Raw genomic sequence first — 17,024 nt, forward strand, 5'->3', positions numbered from 1 at the left:
TGTCACGCGGCCGAGCGGTAAAAACCGCTTGGCGTTTGCCTCCATCTCGCCATATATCGAACAAGGTAAAGCGCTCACTGTTGGATCGATGACCACGCCCGGATTTCCACTGCCATTTTATGACACGCCTGGCCGACCTGGGGCTGGAGCAGCCGTCGACTTCGACGGGCTGAACGCCCAGCTTGCGGACAAGGGTTTCCTCGTCACGAGCACGGAGGATGTGATCAACTGGGCGCGCACCGGCTCGCTCATGTGGATGACGTTCGGCCTTGCCTGCTGCGCCGTGGAAATGATCCAGGTGTCGATGCCGCGCTACGATCTCGAGCGTTTCGGCACAGCACCGCGCGCAAGCCCGCGCCAGTCGGATCTGATGATCGTGGCCGGCACGCTGTGCAACAAGATGGCGCCCGCGCTCCGCAAGGTCTACGACCAGATGCCGGAGCCGCGTTACGTTATCTCCATGGGTTCCTGCGCGAATGGCGGCGGCTATTACCACTATTCCTATTCGGTGGTGCGCGGCTGCGATCGCGTCGTGCCGGTCGATGTGTACATCCCCGGCTGCCCGCCCTCGGCTGAAGCGCTGCTTTATGGCATCATGCTTTTGCAGAAGAAAATCCGCCGCACCGGCACGATTGAACGATAGGCGAAATCGATGACGAACACGGCGAAGCTCGAAGTGCTGGCCGAGGCCCTGAAGGGCGCTTTTCCCGAAGGCGTCACGGAGACGCGGTTCGCGCTCGGCGAACTGACCGTGTTGGTGGATCGCGCCCGCATTCCGGCCATCGCCGAATTTCTGCGGAGCGATCCGGCGTGGCGCTTCACGATCCTCGTCGACATCTGCGGTGTGGATTACCCCGAGCGCGCCGAACGCTTCGATGTCGTCTATCATTTCCTCAGTATGTATCAGAATTTGCGCGTGAGGCTGAAGACAACCGCCGATGCTGCAACGCCGGTGCCGAGCCTTGTCGGGGTGTTTCCCGCCGCGAACTGGTTCGAGCGCGAAGCCTACGACCTGTACGGCATCCTGTTCGAAGGTCATCCAGACCTGCGCCGCATCCTCACGGACTACGGTTTCCGCGGCCATCCGCTGCGCAAGGATTTCCCGCTCACGGGCTTTGTCGAATTGCGCTACGACGAAGAGCAGAAGCGGGTCGTCTACGAGCCGGTGAAGCTTCCGCAGGAATTCCGCAGCTTCGACTTCCTCTCGCCGTGGGAGGGCGCCGATTATCTGCTTCCCGGCGACGAGAAGGCGACGACCGCGCCGAAGGCGTAAGCGACCATGAACATAAAAGACAATCGGGCAACGAGGCTCCATGGCTGACGGCAGCGGCGCGGTGAGCGAGGCGTACAAGGTGGAAACGGAAAGCCTGGAGCGTCCGCCGGAGAACCGCAACTTCACGATCAATTTCGGGCCGCAGCACCCGGCCGCGCATGGCGTGCTCCGGTTGATCCTCGAACTCGATGGCGAGGTCGTGCATCGCGTCGATCCGCATATCGGGCTTCTGCATCGCGGCACCGAGAAGCTCATCGAGCACAAAACCTATCTTCAGGCGATTCCCTATTTCGACCGGCTCGACTATGTCGCGCCGATGAATCAGGAGCACGCCTTCTGCCTCGCGATCGAGAAGCTGCTCGGCGTAACGCCTCCGATTCGCGGTCAGCTTATCCGCGTGCTCTTCTCGGAAATCGGCCGCATCCTCAACCATCTGCTGAACGTCACCACGTTCGCGCTCGACCTCGGCGCGTTGACGCCGCCGCTCTGGGGCTTCGAAGAGCGCGAAAAGCTGATGGTGTTCTACGAGCGCGCGAGCGGGGCGCGGCTCCACGCGAATTATTTCCGCCCCGGCGGCGTGCATCAGGATCTGCCGCAGGCGCTCATCGACGATATCGAAGCGTGGTGCGACAGCTTCCTCAAGGTGCTGGCCGACCTCGATACGCTTCTCACCGATAACCGCATCTTCAAGCAACGCACCGTCGATATCGGCGTTGTCAGCCTCGAAGACGCCATGGCGTGGGGCTTCACGGGCACCATGATCCGCGGCTCGGGCGCGGCTTGGGACTTGCGCAAGAGCCAGCCTTACGAGTGCTACGCGGATCTCGACTTCGACATCCCCATCGGCAAGAACGGCGACAACTGGGATCGCTATCTCATCCGCATGGAGGAGATGCGCCAGTCGATCCGCATCATGAAGCAGTGTATCGAGCGCCTGAATTCGCCAGCGGGCAAGGGACCGGTGATCCTGCCGAACAACAAGGTCACGCCCCCGCGCCGCGAAGAGATGAAGCGCTCGATGGAGGCGCTCATCCATCACTTCAAGCTGTATACCGAGGGCTTTCGCGTCCCGGAAGGCGAGGTTTATGCCGCCGTCGAAGCACCGAAAGGCGAGTTCGGTGTCTATCTCGTGGCGGACGGCACGAACCGCCCGTATCGCTGCAAGATCCGCGCTCCCGGCTTCCCGCATCTCGCCGCGATGGACTTCCTGTGCAAGGGGCACATGCTGGCGGACGTGGCGGCCATCCTCGGCAGTATCGACATCGTATTCGGCGAAATCGACCGCTGATCGCCATTGCGTGCGCGCAGCCTCGTCGCGAGGCTCCGCGCGACTGCGATTCGATGCGGGAGCTTGGTACGCCGGGTACGAGATCCGGCTCAACGAAAATGAGAGCGCGTTTTCGGTTCCACCAAAAGCCCTAAACGCTCGAAAAAGAGGGGATGCGGCGCGATGTGGAACGTGGTTGCCTGGGTGCTTGCGGCGCTGACTGGCGCGGGTTTCGGCGCGTTTGCGAAGTCCACTGGAATACTCGGCATCGATGCCGGGCCGTTTTCGGTCGTCTTCATGTTCCTGTCGCTGGTTCTGATCTCGTTCGTCTATCAGTTCCGGGTCAACATGCGCGACAAGGGCGACGGCCGCGGCCTCAGGATCGTGCCGCCCGCACCCGATATTCTCGTCGAGGCGGTCATCTTCTTCGCGGCCGCGCTATCGGCGATGAAAAGCGTCTGATTGAAACAGCGGGCGAAAGCGCGCTATGTGGGGTTTGCGACCTCCAACGCTTTCACGGCGATGCTTTCGGCGCGCTGCGCCCTTCGATACAGACCCAACTGAAGCCGCGCCAGCGCGCTAGGTGTCAAGGCCAAATGCGGAGTTCGGGGAGGGGCGGATGACAGATCAGGCAATCGCGGAGCCAGCCATCGCCGCGCCGGACAACGGGTTTTCCTCGCCGGAACGCCTCGGCCTTCACCTCCTCGAAATCGGCCGCATTCAGAACAATTCCGGGTCGCTGCTGCAATTCGTCGCGATCCTGTTCGCGGTTTGCATCTATTTCTTTAATGCGCTCGTCTATCCGGCCTCGCCGCATCGCTCGCTTTACGCGGCCTTTCTGGCCCTCGATGCTGCGCTGATCGTGGCCGCGTGCTTCTTCTATCTGCGCTGCCTGACGCTGTCGGTCGGCTGGAGCGCGATCAGCCACCCGAAGACCAACTATCATCTTCTCTCGACGCTCGGCGAAAACGAGATGGAAGAGACGCTCCGCCGCGTCATCCGCTCTTTCCGACGCGGCACCTATTGTTTCGCTGCGAGCTTCTTCACGACGCTTATCTCGCTTGTGCTCGTCGCTCTGGGATACACGGACATGCTGCCATCCTGAGCGCTTTTCCGCCGATATTCCTACGCCCTGCGCCCGCTTAACCTCTGGCGAACTCGGCGCATCTCGGTTATTAACCAGCAAGTGCTCTGTCGCATACGTTTGGACTACCCGCGCGCGCGCAAGCAAACGTACGCCTGAAGAGCACTGGCATCATTGATTTCTAGTGCAGGTTCGAATTCTACATTTGATAACGATGCCAGCAGCACAGGTGAATCAAATGAAGAAACCACTGCGCTAGAACTTCTGGGAACCCGCATGTCCGTCCGACGCCTCGATCCGAATCAGCCGAGCGACTTCGAATTCACGCCTGAAAATCTCGCGTGGGCGAAGGAGCAGATCAAGAAATACCCCGAAGGCCGCCATCAGGCCGCCGTGCTGCCCCTGTTGTGGCGCGCGCAGGAGCAGAATGATCGATGGCTGCCGGAGCCGGCGATTCGCTATGTCGGCGATCTACTCGGCATGCCCTATATCCGCGTGTATGAGGTCGCGACCTTCTATTCGATGTTCAACCTGTCGCCGGTTGGCCGCTACCATGTGCAGGTGTGCGGCACGACGCCCTGCATGCTTCGCGGCGCGGAAGACATCAAGAAGGTCTGCAAGCGCGAGATCGGCGACGAGCGCGAGGTGACGCCCGAAGGCGTGTTCTCGTGGGTCGAGGTCGAATGCCTCGGTGCGTGCGTGAACGCGCCCATGGTGCAGATCAACGACGATTATTACGAAGACCTGACGCCGGAAAACTTCGAAGCGGTGCTGTCGGGGCTCAGGCGCGGGCGCGAGGTGAAGCCCGGCTCGCAGATCGGGCGACAGTGCTCCGCCCCGGAAGGCGGCCCGACCACGCTTCTTTTCGAGGATGAGGAAAAGCAGGAGCCGCAGACGGAGCGCGCCGCCGAGGAGGCGCAGACGCAGGCGGAGGTTCAGGGCGCGGTCGAAGCTGCATCGCCGGTTCAGCCGCCTGAAGCGAAATCCGGCGATGTGGAGAAGGTTGCGGAAGAGCGCGCGCGCTTCGAGCGGTCGGAAGGCGACCCGGATGATCTTACGAAGCTCGCCGACCTCGATCCCGACGCGCAACACGCGCTGAACGCCATCGGCATCACGCGTTACGGGCAGGTCGGCCGCCTCACGGCAGAGGATGTGGAGTGGATCGAAACGCGCTATCCTCGGTTCAAGGGCAAGACGGCGGAGTGGCTCGCGGCCGCGAAAGCTCTTGACGACACGAACACGCCGGGCGGCGTGGCCCCCGATGCGGCTGGAAGCGAGACCGAGCCGAAGGATAAGGACTGAGCATGCTTTCCGATAAAGACCGCATCTTCAAGAACCTTTACGGACAGCACGACTGGGGCCTGAAGGGCGCGCGCGAGCGTGGCGCTTGGGACAACACGAAGGCGATCCTCGAAAAGGGCCAAGACTGGATCATTGAGGAGATGAAGGCGAGCGGGCTGCGCGGTCGCGGCGGCGCGGGCTTCTCCACCGGCATGAAATGGTCGTTCATGCCCAAGAAGTCCGACGGTCGCCCGCATTACCTCGTGGTGAACGCCGACGAGTCCGAGCCGGGCACCTGCAAAGACCGCGAAATCATCCGCCACGATCCGCACCTTCTCATCGAGGGCTCGCTCATCGGCGCTTTCGCGATGCGGGCGAACGTCGTCTACATTTACATTCGCGGCGAGTTCATCCGCGAGCGCCAACGCCTGCAAGCGGCCATCGATCAAGCCTACGAGGCGCGCCTTATCGGCAAGGATAACATCAACGGCTGGGACTGCGATATCTACGTCCACCACGGCGCGGGCGCCTATATCTGCGGCGAGGAAACGGCGCAGCTCGAAAGCATCGAGGGCAAGAAGGGCCAACCCCGTCTGAAGCCGCCATTCCCGGCCAATGCGGGTCTGTGGGGCGCGCCGACGACGGTCAATAACGTCGAATCGATCGCGGTGGTGCCCGACATTCTGCGGCGCGGCGCAGCGTGGTTCGCGGCGCTCGGCAAGCCGAACAACACTGGCACGAAGCTGTTCTGCATTTCGGGGCACGTCGAGCGGCCCTGCAATGTCGAAGAGGAAATGGGCATCAGCTTCCGCGAACTCGTGGATAAGCATGCGGGCGGCGTGCGCGGCGGCTGGGATAATCTGCTCGCCATCATCCCCGGCGGCTCGTCGGTGCCCTGCGTGCCCGCGCATATGTGCAACGACCTCGGCATGGACTTCGACAGCTTGCGCAAGGTCGGCTCCGGCCTCGGCACGGCTGCGGTGATCGTCATGGACAAGTCCACCGACATCGTGAAGGCCATCTCGCGCCTTTCGTATTTCTACAAGCACGAAAGCTGCGGCCAGTGCACGCCCTGCCGCGAGGGCACGGGCTGGATGTGGCGCGTCATGGAGCGTATGGTCGAAGGCCGCGCGGAACACGCCGAGATCGACATGCTTTGGGATGTCTCGAAGCAGATTGAAGGCCACACCATCTGCGCGCTCGGCGATGCCGCCGCGTGGCCGGTGCAGGGCCTGATCCGGCACTTCCGCCACGAGATGGAAGCGCGGATCGATGCGTTCCATGCGCAGCACAAGGCGCGCGTCGCGGCGGAGTAGGGCCGGGCGCACTTTTCGGGGAGGATTTTGCAGATGGTCCAAGGGCACCGCTAAGGCGGAAAAGCGCATCTCGCTTGCGGAGCGATCCGCTCACCAGCCCAATCGACAGGACTATCATGCAGAGACTTACTGGCAAGATTTGCGTCGTCACCGGCGCAGCGCGCGGTATTGGCCGCGCCATAGCTGAAGCATTTCACGCGGAGGGTGCGGTCGTTATCGCGACCGACAAGGACGAGGTTGCGGGCGTCGCCACGGCGTCCGAAATAGGCTGCGCATTCCACCGGCTCGACGTAAGCGCCGAGGACGATTGGGCGGCGCTGGCGGTACTCGTCCCGGTGGCCGATGTCGTCGTCAACAACGCCGGTATAACCGGGTTCGAGGAAGGCGCCGCCGCCCATGACCCCGAACATGCGACGCTCGATGCGTGGCATTCCGTCCACCGCGTGAACCTCGACGGCACTTTCCTCGGGTGCCGGTACGCCATCGGCGCGATGAAGGCGCGGCGAGCGGGCTCCATTATCAATATCTCCTCACGCTCCGGCCTTGTCGGCATACCGCTGGCCGCCGCCTACGCGTCATCAAAAGCCGCCATTCGCAACCACACGAAAACCGTCGCGCTTTACTGCGCCCAACAGGGGTGGAAGATCCGCTGCAACTCCATTCATCCGGCGGCCATTCTGACCCGGATGTGGGAGCCGATGCTTGGCCAGGGTGCGGACCGCGAGGCGCGCATGCAGGCGCTCGTTGCGGACACACCGCTGAAGCGCTTCGGACGGCCTGAGGAGGTGGCAGCCATCGCCGTGCTCCTCGCATCCGACGAGGCGACCTACATCACAGGCGCGGAATTGAGCATCGACGGCGGATTGCTGGCCGGGTCGGCGGCGTCCCCGGGGTGAGCGTCTAACGCCCTTCGCGATACCACGTCAGCGCGAGCAGACCGAGCGCGAGCCCAAGCGCGGCGAAGCCCGCTACGAGTGGCGTATAGGATACGGCCTTGACCTCGAACGCGTCCTGCGCCTTGAGGCCGAGCCACGTGCCGCCCGCAAAACGATGGCCGGATTTCACCATGGATATCGACGGCACGTCCTTTGTGGGCGCATCCATGGTGCCGCCGAGGTAAAACGCGCCGCCGCCTGTCTTGTCCAGGATCGGGCGCATCGGCTCGTCGGTGGCGATCACCTTGCGAAACTCGGGCGCGTTCAGGTCGCCCGCGATGGCGACGGCGGTCAGCCCGTCCATGGCGATGCGATGCACGCCCGCCTCGTTCGTCGCGACCGTCTTCGAGAACCGCCCCGGCGCGGTTTCGTCGAGCGCGACTTTAACTTCCTTGCCCGAAGGCAATGTCAGCGTTGCCTCGCCTATTTCGCCCTTCACGGTGCGGCGCTCAATGGTGATGTCGCTGCGGCCCGCGCGCGCCGAAAGCGCCTCTTCTTCGAGGTCGGGCTCCTTCATGAGCCAGTGCGCGAGGCGACGCAGCAGGTCGACATGCGGACCGCCGCCCTCATAGCCGCGCGCCCAGAGCCAGGCATGATCGGAGAGCAGAAGCGCCACGCGGCCCTCGCCTCGCCGGTCGAGCACCAGCAGCGGCTTGCCTTCGGCACCGCTCATGACCACTTCGCCGCGCTCTGCCTGACTGTCGATCACGCGGAACCAGTGGCCCCATTTCGGCTCCTGCCCATCCTTCTTCGGTGCACCGGGAAGCCCGGCCGTGACGGGATGCTTCTCGCCTTCCTTGGTGATCGACGGGCGGAACGGCTCTTCCACCACGCGTCCAGTCGGGCGCGCGGGCAGCACCGCGCCGAGCGGCGTCCGCGCGAGGCTCACGGGCGAGGCGTAATCCGCGCCCGCCGCCACGAGCACCGCGCCGCCCTGTTCGACATAGCGCGCGACGTTATCGAGGTAGACCATGGGCAGCACGGCGCGGCGCTGGTAACGGTCGAAGATGATGAGATCGAACTGGCTCAGTTTCTCGGAGAACAGCTCGCGCGTGGGGAAAGCGATGAGCGAAAGCTGGTCGATGGGCGTGCCGTCGTGCTTCTCCGGCGGTCGCAGGATGGTGAAATGCACAAGGTCCACCGCCGCGTCGGAGCGCAGCAGATTGCGCCACGTGCGTTCGCCCGCATGCGGTTCTCCCGACACCAGCAGCACGCGCAAATTCTCGCGAACGCCCTGCGCCTGAATCACGGTCTTGTTGTTGATCGTCGTGAGTTCGCCCGGCTCCGGCTTCAGGTCGACCTCGACGATGTTCGGTCCAGCGCGGTCGAAGCGCATCTTGATCGGCACCGTCTTGCCGTAAGGCGCGCTGATGGTCTCCACCGGCCCGGAGGCGCGGCGCACGAAGATCGTCGCAAGCCCAGCGCCGCTTTTGCCGCTTTTCTCCGCGCGAATCTCGGCCGTCTGCTCGGAACCGACGAGGCCGAAGCGCGGCGCGGAGACGACCTCGATGCGGTTGTCCTTTTCGTCCGGCGCACCCGCGATCAGCGCATGAACCGGCGCATCGAAGCCGAGCCGCGCCTTGTCCTGCGGCACGTCGTGAATTTGTCCGTCGGTGATGAACACCGCGCCCGCCACGCGCCCCGGTGGGATATCGCCCATGGCCTTGTCGAGCGCCGCGAACAGTTCCGTCGATTCGCCGCCTTGCTGGTCGGTCGGCGTGGCATGCACCCAGCGCACTTCGAGATCGGGAACCTGCGCGAATTTCTCCTTCAGCGCGGCTTCGATGTCGCGAGCGCGGTCGGCGCGGCCGGCAAGCTGCATGCTGGAGCTTTCATCCACCACCACCACGGCGATGTTGGCGAGAGGCTGGCGCACCTCGTTCTTGAGGTTCGGATTGGCGAGCGCGAGCAGGAGGCAGGCTAGCGCGAGCGCGCGCAGAAACAGGCCGCGCCGGTTCCGCCACGCGGAGAGAGCGAGCACAACGAGGCACGCAACGCCGAGGGCGATCAGCACCTCGCGCGGAAAGAAGGGGAAAAACTCGAACGACCAATTCATGTTTCGCCTAATGCCCCAGCCGTTCGAGGATGGCGGGCACGTGAACCTGATCGGCCTTGTAGTTCCCCGTCAGAGCGTACATCGCGATGTTGACGCCGACGCGATACGACATCTCGCGCTGGTCCTCGCCGCCCGGCACCACCGCGAACATCGGCCGGTCGCTGTCGTCCATCGCCCAGGCGGAGGCGAGATCGTTCGACGTGACGATGAGCGAGCTGACGCCGTCCGACTTCACGCCGCGCCGCGCCGCATCGCCCGACTCCTGACGCGCTTCCACCCATGGATCGCCATTGTCCCAGCGGCCGGGGAAGGATTGCAGGAGGTAGAAGGATCGCGTCAGCACGTGATCGTCGGGCACGCGCTGGAGCGGCGGAATGTCGAGCTTGCCGAGAAGCTGCGCGAGTGGCGTGCGGCCGCCGCGTGCGAGGAGGCTCTCGGGGCTCGCCTCTTCGTTCTTGGTGTCGAAAATGATAAGGCCGCCCTGCTTCATGTAGGCGTCCACCTTCGCGAGCACATGATCCGCCAGCGGTTCCGCGTTCGCCATCACGGGCCAGTAGATGAGCGGGAAGAACACGAGTTCGTCCTTCGCGGGATCGACGGCGATGGGCTCGCCCGGCTCCACCGCCGTGCGCGCGGACAGGATGCGGGAGAGCCCCGCGAGGCCGGCCTGACTCACGCGGTCGGCTTCCGCGTTACCCGTGATGACATAGGCGAAACGCGTTTCGAGCGAGGCCGCCATGGCGAAGGCTGCCGCTTCGCTCGACAGACCGGACGCGTTTGCGGTGGCGTTTGGTGCGGCGGCGCGGGCTTCGGCGCGCGACTCCGGTACGAGGCCGAAAGCGAGGCCAAGGGCGAGCGCAGCGGCGGCGGGTTTTCTCCAGCGCGGCGCGCTTCGGCCGAGGAAAAGGGCGCAGGCGATGCCGTCCAGCAGGAAAAGGCAGAGCGCGGCGAGGAAAAGCCACGGCGCGAGCGCGATGGTTTTCGCCTCGGTGAAAACGGCGACGCGCGCCCCGTCGACCGCCTTCAATGCCGCGAAAGCGTCGCCGTCCTGGACGGTGTTTAACGCGCGGACGGCATTCTGCGGGCCGTAAAGTCCGGGTGGGTTGGCAGCGCTGACGCGGGCCGTATCGGCGGCACTCGCTGCGATCGGCTGCGCGCGTTCGCCAGGGACGCCGAGCTTGCCGAACCCGTCGAGGGCGCGCCACGGCTTCAGCGGGACATCCTGACCAAGGGCGGCCGCCTGTATGTCGCCAGGAACGGCCTCTGCGTTCGTGGCCCGGGAAAGCTGTAACGGCGACGCTTCGAGAGTTTTACGCATCATCTCCACGAAAAGACCCGAAATAGGTAGATTAGACCAATCCGGGTTCGCGGTAATGTGAAAAAAGACTAAAGTCCCGGCACCGCGCCTCGCCGCCGTTACGAGCGGCGTTCCATCGGAAAGCCGCGCCCAGACCTTCGTTTCGCGCGGCATCTGGGCCGGGTCCGCCAGCACCTGCCGCGTCACGGCGACATCCTTCGGGATCGCCAGCCGGTTGAACGGCGACTCCTCCTCGAAGGCTGCGGGCGTCTGCGGCGACGTCCATGTCATCGCGCCGCCGAGCGTGCGCCCGCCTTCGCGCAACGGCGCGGGGAGGAGCGTGTCGCCGCCCTGTTCGAGCCTCGGCCCGGCGAAGCGGATCAGCATGCCGCCGTCCTCGACGAAGGCTCGGAGCCGCTCGCGCACGGCGCCGGACAGGCGGCCAACGTCGGACAGAATAATCACCGAAGGTTTCGCCGCGACGAGGTCGGCGGTTGCCACGTCGAGATTGGCGGTGCGCGGGCGAACGATCTCCGCGAAGGGCGTCAGCGCGCGTTCGAGATAATAGGTCGGCGAAAGGAGCGGCTGCGCATCGTCGTTACCTTCGGTCGCGACGAGGCCCACGCGACGGCGCTGTGAGCGCCCGTCGAGCAGAAACACGCCGCCCGCCGACGCCTCGCCCACGATTTCGAGCCGCGCCACCTGATTGCGAAGGTCCAGCGGCAGGTCGAAGGACACTTCCGCCGAGGATGCGCCGCTCTTGAGATCGAAAGGCGCGACCGACAGACGCTCGCCGCGCCCAGTCACTGCCGCGACCTGACCGCTGTGCGGCGAGGATTCGGCTTTCAAGACCTTCGCCGTGATCGGCCCGGCATTGGCGGAGGCCGCGCGCGTCAGCGCGAGCGCACCAGCGCCGTCCGGATCGCAGTAGAGATCGATCACGCCGCCCGTGGCCACGGCCGCCAGCGCCTTGTTGAGCGCCGCAGTGCCGCTATCTTCGATGCCGTCCGCGAGCCACGCCACGGAAATCTTGCCGCGCGCTCCAAGCTCGCGCTCGACCTGCGCCGCGAGCCCCGCGCGGTCGCCGGGATACGGCTGCGGGACGAGCGAGGCGAAGCGCTGGCGAAATTCTACCGGCGTCAGCGGCTGAAGCGGCGCGGACGGGCCGGCTGTCGCGGCGAGATACATCGTCTGCCCGCTTTCGTCCGCGAGCACTGCGAGTTGCTCGGCGAAGGCGCGGCGCGCGGCCCAGCGGCTCGCGCTTTGCCAGCCATTATCCACCACGACGAGGAGCGGTTGCGCGAGCGTGGCGCTGGCGGTCGCTGGCGGCTTGATATGCGGACCGGCGAGCGCGCCGATCACGGCAGCGGCAACCAGCATGCGCAACGCCGTCAGCCACCACGGGCTGCGAACCGGCGTCTTCTCGCGATGCTTCAGCCCGATCAGGATGGAGGTCGGCGGGAAGGAGACAGTGTCCGGGCGCGGCGGCGTCGCTCGGAGCAGCCACCAGATCAGCGGCAGCGCGGCAAGCCCCGCCAGCATCCACGGCGCAGAAAAACTTAGCGATTGAAGCGCTGCGATCATGGATCATTCCCCGCCTGCGGTTGGCCCTTCACGAAGCCTGTCGCACGGTAGGCTTTTTCGAGCCCCGACAGATGCATGTGAAGTGCAAGCAGCGGTTCCGTCGCGGCGCGGTCGGTGTGATGCAGAAAGGGCGACCAGCCGACTGAATGGGCGTGCTGGGCGATGGCGGCCTTGTGAGCGGCGAGCCTCGCGCGATAATCGTCACGCAGGCTTTCAGCGCGCTCCGCAACGTAGTGCTCGCCGCTTTCGGCGTCCACGAAATCGACGCGACCCTGATAGGGAAGGCTTTCTTCTGCGGGATCGAGGATGCGCATGAGGTGGCCGCGCGAACCTTGGCGCGCGAGTAGGGCGAAACGCGCCGCGAGCGATGCTTCCGGCTCGAGGAAATCGCTGAAGATCACGATCTCCGAATGACGGCTGACGCGCCGGCCGCCTTCCGGCAGGCCGCCCAGCGCGCCGATGCCACGCGCGATCGCTTCGACCATTGCGGTGGCGGCGTTGCGCCTTGTCTTCGGCTCCATGAGGCCGGGGATGCCCACGCGCTCGCCCGCCTCCGACAGGAGCGTCGCCAGCGCCAGCGCCAGCACCACCGCGCGCTCGGCCTTGGACTGCGGCGCAAGGTGGGAGCGAAACATCATCGAGGGCGAAAGGTCGAGCCAGATCCAGACCGTGTGCGCCGCCTCCCATTCGCGTTCGCGAACATAGAGATGGCTCGAACTGGCCGAACGGCGCCAGTCGATCAACGCGGACGGATCGCCCGCCTCGAAAGTGCGGTATTGCCAGAAGGTTTCGCCGGGCCCCGCGCGCCGCCGCCCATGCGTTCCCTGCGCGACCGTGATAGCCACGCGCCGCGCCTCCATCAGAAGCGCGGGCAGCTTGGCCACGAGATCCTGCGATGCGCCTTCAAGGGCGAGGGCCGATGGCCGCGAAAGAAGTTCCGACGCCGACGTCAAAGGGTGTGACCCCGCCTATTTCAGCTTTGCGAGAAGGGAGTCGATGACCTCGTCGACGGTGACGTTTTCCGTGCGCGCGCCGAAGGTCAGCGCCATGCGGTGCCGCAGCACGGGCTTTGCGAGCGCGATCACATCGTCGATGGAGGGCGCGAAGCGGCCGTCGAGCAGCGCGCGGGCGCGGACGGTGAGCATGAGCGACTGGCTGGCGCGCGGCCCCGGGCCCCATGCGACGAGTTCATTCACGCGCGGCCCGGCTTCCGGCGTATTCGGACGGGCGGAACGGACGAGGGTGAGGATGGCGTCGACCACGCTGTCGCCCGCCGGGATCTGGCGCACGAGTTGCTGCGCCGCGATCACCTCCGCCGCCGTCAGCACGGGCTGCACGGTGCGGTCTTCGGTGCCGGTGGTGGAATAGAGCATGCGGCGCTCGGCGGTCGCGTCGGGATAGGACACGTCCACCTGAAGCAGGAAGCGATCGAGCTGCGCCTCGGGGAGAGGATAAGTGCCTTCCTGCTCAAGCGGGTTTTGCGTCGCGAGCACGAAAAACGGAGCGGGCAGCGCATAAGTCTGCCCGGCGTAGGTGACTTGCTGCTCCTGCATCGCCTGAAGCAGCGCGGATTGCGTCTTCGGGCTGGCGCGGTTGATCTCGTCCGCCATCAGAAGCTGCGCAAAGACCGGCCCCGGCACGAAGCGGAAGGTGCGCCGGCCGTCCTTCTCCTCAAGCACTTCGGTGCCGACGATGTCGGACGGCATGAGGTCGGGCGTAAACTGGATGCGCTTTGCGTCAAGTCCGAGCGCCGCGCCGAGCGCCTCGACGAGCGAGGTCTTCGCGAGACCGGGCACGCCGATCAGGAGCGCGTGGCCGCCGGACAGGATGTTGACGAGCACAAGCTCGATGACGGCATCCTGCCCGAAGATGACGCGGGATATCGAATCCTTGACGCGCGCAACCTTCGCGCGAATGTCGTCGACGCGGGAAACGATGTCCGGCTCGGAGGGATGCAGCATCGATTGAAACCTGCTGAGTTGAGACGCACTTCGATATGAGACTATATGCTGCCGCGTCCCGGTGATACAACCGCCGGGCGGCAGGCTTAATGCCGGGCGGCGCGCCCTCGACAGCGGCTCCCATTCTGGAAGAGCGCTGCATCAATTTGTTCGTTTTGTGGAGACGGTGCCCATGGCTGGGCTTTCGGCGCACGTGCCCGAGCTTGATTTAAGTCCTTTTTCGCCAACAGGTTTCGCCGCCCTGGCGCAATCGCGCGGCATAGCCCTCGAAAAGGCCGTCTGGATGACCGAACAGCCGGTCACCTACGGCATCGATGCGGGGCGGCGGCTCGACGAGACCGGCAATCCTAACGCAAATTTAAGGCTCGAATTTCTCCTTCCGCCGGAGAAATGGCGCATGGCGGCGGTGCTCGTGCCCATCGTCGCGCGCGAGCCCGAAGTGACGGTGCTGCTCACGCTGCGCACGGCGCATCTGTCGGCGCATGCGGGGCAGGTGGCGTTTCCCGGCGGCAAGATCGAGAAGTCCGATCCGACACCCGTCCACAGCGCTCTGCGTGAGGCGCGCGAGGAGATCGGCCTTTTCCCGGAGTTTGTGAAGCCGCTCGCGTTGCTCGACCTGCACAACACGGGCACGGGCTTTCGCGTCATCCCCGTGATGGGGCTGATAGACCCGTCCTTCGTGCCCGAGCCGGAGCCGAACGAGGTCGCCGAAATTTTCGAGGTGCCGCTCTCCTTCCTCATGAACGAGCAGAATCATCTGCGCCATTTGCTCAACTGGCAGGACTACCGCATCCTGTTCCACGCGATGCAATTCGAGGAGCGTTTCATCTGGGGCGCGACGGCGGCGATGTTGCACAATCTTTATGAAAGGCTGTATGCCCCGCGAGACGAGGGCGACGACAGATGACCAAGCTTGAAAATGTGACGGTGGCGGATGCGGCGTGGTTCCGTGCGCCCGAGGTGCGGGCCGTGTTCGACTGCCTGAACCGCGAAGGTTTCGAGGTGCGCGCGGTCGGCGGCGCGGTGCGCAACGCGCTTCTCGAAGAGCCTGTCCTGGAGGTCGATTTCGCGACGACCGCGAAGCCTGACGATACGCTGCGTCTGGCGGCCGCCGCCGGAATCAAGACGGTGCCGACCGGCATCGACCATGGCACGATCACGCTCGTGGTGGACGGCGTGCCCTTCGAGGTGACGACGTTGCGCCGCGATGTCGATACGGACGGACGGCGCGCGACGGTGGCTTTCGGCGACGACTGGGCAGAGGATGCCCGCCGCCGCGATTTCACGCTGAACGCCCTTTACGCGGACGCGACCGGCGCGGTGCACGACCCGCTCGATGGTCTGCCGGATCTTCTCGCGCGGCGCGTGCGGTTCGTCGGCGACGCGGACACCCGCATCCGTGAAGATTATCTGCGAATCCTGCGCTTCTTCCGTTTCAGCGCGGACTATGCGAAGGGCGACTTCGACGCGGACGGCTTGGCGGCCGCGATTCGCGAGCGCCGTGGATTGAAGCGCCTTTCGGCGGAGCGCGTTCGCGCGGAGATGTTGCGCATCCTCGTGACGGTGCGCGCGCCCGACGCGATTCGCATCATGGACGAGAGCGGGCTTTTGCTCATCGTGCTCGGCGGCATCGCGCGGCGCAGCCGATTCGACCGGATCGCCGCGATCGAGGCCCAACTCAAGCTGATGCCCGATCCGATGTACCGACTCGCCGCGCTCTCGATCTTCGTCGAGGAGGATGCCGAGCGGCTCGCGGGCAAGCTGCGCCTGTCGAACGACGAGCGAAACGACCTCATGGGGCTCGCTTCCGTGGCGCCGTGGTTCCGCGCGCCGCTCGCCAAGCGGGATCTCGAAACGCTGCTCTATAGAATCGGCGCGCGCACCTATCTCGGCAGCGTGCTGATCGGCTGGGCCGCGTCCGGCGCGCCGATTGACGATGCGGCATGGCGATTCGCGGCCGAATTGCCGCGCGAATGGCAGCGCCCCAAATTCCCGGTCAACGGTGCTGATCTGTTGAACGAAGGCTGGTTGCCCGGCCCGGGGCTTGGCGCGCATCTGCGCTACCTTGAAGAGCGGTTCATCGCCAGCGGCTTCACGCTCGACCGCAAGACGCTGCTTGCGCTTGAGGATAAGAACGCGCGCCCGAACGGCATCGCCAGAACTTAAGACTTCTCAGACCCCCTTCTCATACCTTAGTCTTGCAGGTGACATTCTTGTCATTCGCGTCGTTTGGGAGAGGGTCCGATGCGGTACGGAAAAGGTCGTGGCGGCAAGGAAGACAGCGACGAGGTGGGCAGCGTGTCGGATATGATCGGCACGATCGGTCTTTTCTACATCGCGCTCTTGCTGATCGCCTTACTTGTGGTCAAGATAGAGCCGGTGTGGATTGATGACGGGCCACGCAATCCGCGCGCGGTGGCGCTCAACGGTCTTGGCTCCTGAAGCCGGAGCGTCTCCACCGGAGAAGCGAGGCTTGACGCCGCCCGACATTGACGCTTGCTTGCTTCGCGGGTATATGCAGGGCAGGTTGCTGCCCATGGGGCTAGCGGACACGGTTTTTCATTCCCGAAAAAGCTCGAAGGCGCGGGTTGTTCGCTCGCGAGAGGACTACGTCATATGGCAAATACGAAATCGGCCAAGAAAGCCGCCCGTCAGGCGGAACGCCGCACGCTGGTCAACAAGGCGCGCAAGAGCCGCGTGCGCACTTTCGTGCGCAAGGTCGAAGAAGCGATCGCCTCCGGTGACAAGGAAGCCGCGAATCTGGCGCTGCGCGAGGCACAACCCGAGATCATGCGCTCGGCTTCGAAGGGCATCCTTCATAAGAACACCGCGTCTCGCAAGATTTCTCGGCTGTCGGCTCGCATCAAGGCTCTTGGCCAGGCGGCCTAGAATCCTCACGGCCTGATGCGAAATTGCATCAGTGACTTAAGCGAGAGTTTCGCTACCGCCAAATAGCCGGAGCGAATTTTA

At 64.7% G+C, this 17,024-nt stretch carries 16 protein-coding genes; 12 read left to right on the forward strand and 4 right to left on the reverse strand.

The window, feature by feature from the left end; all coding sequences use genetic code 11:
* Positions 1-88 precede the first annotated feature (88 nt).
* From RVAN_RS18425 to RVAN_RS18460, 8 genes are all read left to right on the forward strand, one after another.
* Positions 89-643: a NuoB/complex I 20 kDa subunit family protein gene (locus RVAN_RS18425; RefSeq protein ID WP_013421196.1), complete on the forward strand. Its 555-nt coding sequence runs from the start codon at positions 89-91 to the stop codon at positions 641-643.
* A gap of 9 nt (positions 644-652) precedes the next feature.
* Positions 653-1,273, forward strand: a complete 621-nt coding sequence (locus RVAN_RS18430; RefSeq protein WP_013421197.1) for an NADH-quinone oxidoreductase subunit C — start codon at positions 653-655, stop codon at positions 1,271-1,273.
* A gap of 40 nt (positions 1,274-1,313) precedes the next feature.
* Positions 1,314-2,561 carry an NADH-quinone oxidoreductase subunit D gene (locus tag RVAN_RS18435; RefSeq protein WP_013421198.1) on the forward strand — a complete coding sequence of 416 codons (1,248 nt, stop codon included), beginning with the start codon at positions 1,314-1,316 and terminating at the stop codon, positions 2,559-2,561.
* Between the two features lie 162 nt (positions 2,562-2,723).
* Positions 2,724-3,002, forward strand: coding sequence for a hypothetical protein (locus tag RVAN_RS18440; RefSeq protein ID WP_013421199.1), 279 nt, complete (start codon positions 2,724-2,726; stop codon positions 3,000-3,002).
* 157 nt (positions 3,003-3,159) lie between these two features.
* Complete coding sequence (locus RVAN_RS18445) at positions 3,160-3,645, forward strand: hypothetical protein (protein ID WP_013421200.1); 486 nt, start codon at positions 3,160-3,162, stop codon at positions 3,643-3,645.
* A gap of 255 nt (positions 3,646-3,900) precedes the next feature.
* Positions 3,901-4,926, forward strand: a complete 1,026-nt coding sequence (gene nuoE / locus RVAN_RS19900; protein WP_013421201.1) for an NADH-quinone oxidoreductase subunit NuoE — start codon at positions 3,901-3,903, stop codon at positions 4,924-4,926.
* Positions 4,927-4,928: 2 nt separating this feature from the next.
* Positions 4,929-6,221, forward strand: a complete 1,293-nt coding sequence (nuoF, locus tag RVAN_RS18455; RefSeq protein ID WP_013421202.1) for an NADH-quinone oxidoreductase subunit NuoF — start codon at positions 4,929-4,931, stop codon at positions 6,219-6,221.
* Positions 6,222-6,337: 116 nt separating this feature from the next.
* The gene (locus tag RVAN_RS18460) at positions 6,338-7,117 is read left to right on the forward strand and encodes an SDR family oxidoreductase (RefSeq protein ID WP_013421203.1); all 780 of its coding nucleotides are present in this window, start codon (positions 6,338-6,340) and stop codon (positions 7,115-7,117) included.
* A gap of 4 nt (positions 7,118-7,121) precedes the next feature.
* On the opposite strand, the gene RVAN_RS18465 is transcribed toward RVAN_RS18460, so the two are convergent.
* Genes RVAN_RS18465 through RVAN_RS18480 form a run of 4 tightly spaced genes read right to left on the reverse strand, consistent with a single transcriptional unit; the run spans position 7,122 to position 14,054 of the window.
* Positions 7,122-9,212 (reverse strand): membrane protein, encoded by a 2,091-nt coding sequence (locus tag RVAN_RS18465; protein WP_013421204.1) that lies wholly within the window; start codon positions 9,210-9,212, stop codon positions 7,122-7,124.
* Positions 9,213-9,219: 7 nt separating this feature from the next.
* A complete protein-coding gene (locus RVAN_RS18470) occupies positions 9,220-12,093 on the reverse strand; it encodes a DUF4159 domain-containing protein (RefSeq protein ID WP_013421205.1) in 2,874 nt (957 codons plus the stop codon).
* Complete coding sequence (locus RVAN_RS18475) at positions 12,090-13,046, reverse strand: DUF58 domain-containing protein (protein ID WP_013421206.1); 957 nt, start codon at positions 13,044-13,046, stop codon at positions 12,090-12,092. The genes RVAN_RS18470 and RVAN_RS18475 overlap by 4 nt, the downstream gene beginning before the upstream one ends.
* Positions 13,047-13,061: 15 nt before the next feature.
* Positions 13,062-14,054 (reverse strand): AAA family ATPase, encoded by a 993-nt coding sequence (locus RVAN_RS18480; RefSeq protein WP_013421207.1) that lies wholly within the window; start codon positions 14,052-14,054, stop codon positions 13,062-13,064.
* A 172-nt stretch (positions 14,055-14,226) separates the two neighbouring features.
* On the opposite strand from RVAN_RS18480, the gene RVAN_RS18485 reads away from it, so the two are divergent.
* The 4 genes from RVAN_RS18485 (at position 14,227) to rpsT (ending at position 16,943) form a co-directional block, all read left to right on the forward strand.
* Positions 14,227-14,961: a CoA pyrophosphatase gene (locus tag RVAN_RS18485; RefSeq protein ID WP_013421208.1), complete on the forward strand. Its 735-nt coding sequence runs from the start codon at positions 14,227-14,229 to the stop codon at positions 14,959-14,961.
* Positions 14,958-16,220 (forward strand): CCA tRNA nucleotidyltransferase, encoded by a 1,263-nt coding sequence (locus tag RVAN_RS18490; RefSeq protein WP_013421209.1) that lies wholly within the window; start codon positions 14,958-14,960, stop codon positions 16,218-16,220. The genes RVAN_RS18485 and RVAN_RS18490 overlap by 4 nt, the downstream gene beginning before the upstream one ends.
* A gap of 78 nt (positions 16,221-16,298) precedes the next feature.
* On the forward strand, positions 16,299-16,496 hold the full coding sequence (locus RVAN_RS18495; protein ID WP_013421210.1) for a hypothetical protein: 198 nt from the start codon (positions 16,299-16,301) through the stop codon (positions 16,494-16,496).
* A 174-nt stretch (positions 16,497-16,670) separates the two neighbouring features.
* Positions 16,671-16,943 (forward strand): 30S ribosomal protein S20, encoded by a 273-nt coding sequence (gene rpsT, locus RVAN_RS18500; RefSeq protein ID WP_013421211.1) that lies wholly within the window; start codon positions 16,671-16,673, stop codon positions 16,941-16,943.
* The last annotated feature ends 81 nt before the right edge of the window (positions 16,944-17,024 follow it).

The sequence above is a fragment of the Rhodomicrobium vannielii ATCC 17100 genome (genome assembly GCF_000166055.1).
In the GTDB taxonomy this organism is placed as follows: Bacteria; Pseudomonadota; Alphaproteobacteria; order Rhizobiales; family Rhodomicrobiaceae; genus Rhodomicrobium; species Rhodomicrobium vannielii.

Coding starts and splice junctions, on each gene's coding strand:
- RVAN_RS18425 (WP_013421196.1), top strand. CDS start 89: ATGACCACGCCCGGATTTCCACTGCCATTTTATGACACGCCTGGCCGA.
- RVAN_RS18430 (WP_013421197.1), top strand. CDS start 653: ATGACGAACACGGCGAAGCTCGAAGTGCTGGCCGAGGCCCTGAAGGGC.
- RVAN_RS18435 (WP_013421198.1), top strand. CDS start 1,314: ATGGCTGACGGCAGCGGCGCGGTGAGCGAGGCGTACAAGGTGGAAACG.
- RVAN_RS18440 (WP_013421199.1), top strand. CDS start 2,724: ATGTGGAACGTGGTTGCCTGGGTGCTTGCGGCGCTGACTGGCGCGGGT.
- RVAN_RS18445 (WP_013421200.1), top strand. CDS start 3,160: ATGACAGATCAGGCAATCGCGGAGCCAGCCATCGCCGCGCCGGACAAC.
- nuoE (WP_013421201.1), top strand. CDS start 3,901: ATGTCCGTCCGACGCCTCGATCCGAATCAGCCGAGCGACTTCGAATTC.
- nuoF (WP_013421202.1), top strand. CDS start 4,929: ATGCTTTCCGATAAAGACCGCATCTTCAAGAACCTTTACGGACAGCAC.
- RVAN_RS18460 (WP_013421203.1), top strand. CDS start 6,338: ATGCAGAGACTTACTGGCAAGATTTGCGTCGTCACCGGCGCAGCGCGC.
- RVAN_RS18465 (WP_013421204.1), bottom strand. CDS start 9,212: ATGAATTGGTCGTTCGAGTTTTTCCCCTTCTTTCCGCGCGAGGTGCTG.
- RVAN_RS18470 (WP_013421205.1), bottom strand. CDS start 12,093: ATGATCGCAGCGCTTCAATCGCTAAGTTTTTCTGCGCCGTGGATGCTG.
- RVAN_RS18480 (WP_013421207.1), bottom strand. CDS start 14,054: ATGCTGCATCCCTCCGAGCCGGACATCGTTTCCCGCGTCGACGACATT.
- RVAN_RS18485 (WP_013421208.1), top strand. CDS start 14,227: ATGGCTGGGCTTTCGGCGCACGTGCCCGAGCTTGATTTAAGTCCTTTT.
- RVAN_RS18490 (WP_013421209.1), top strand. CDS start 14,958: ATGACCAAGCTTGAAAATGTGACGGTGGCGGATGCGGCGTGGTTCCGT.
- RVAN_RS18495 (WP_013421210.1), top strand. CDS start 16,299: ATGCGGTACGGAAAAGGTCGTGGCGGCAAGGAAGACAGCGACGAGGTG.
- rpsT (WP_013421211.1), top strand. CDS start 16,671: ATGGCAAATACGAAATCGGCCAAGAAAGCCGCCCGTCAGGCGGAACGC.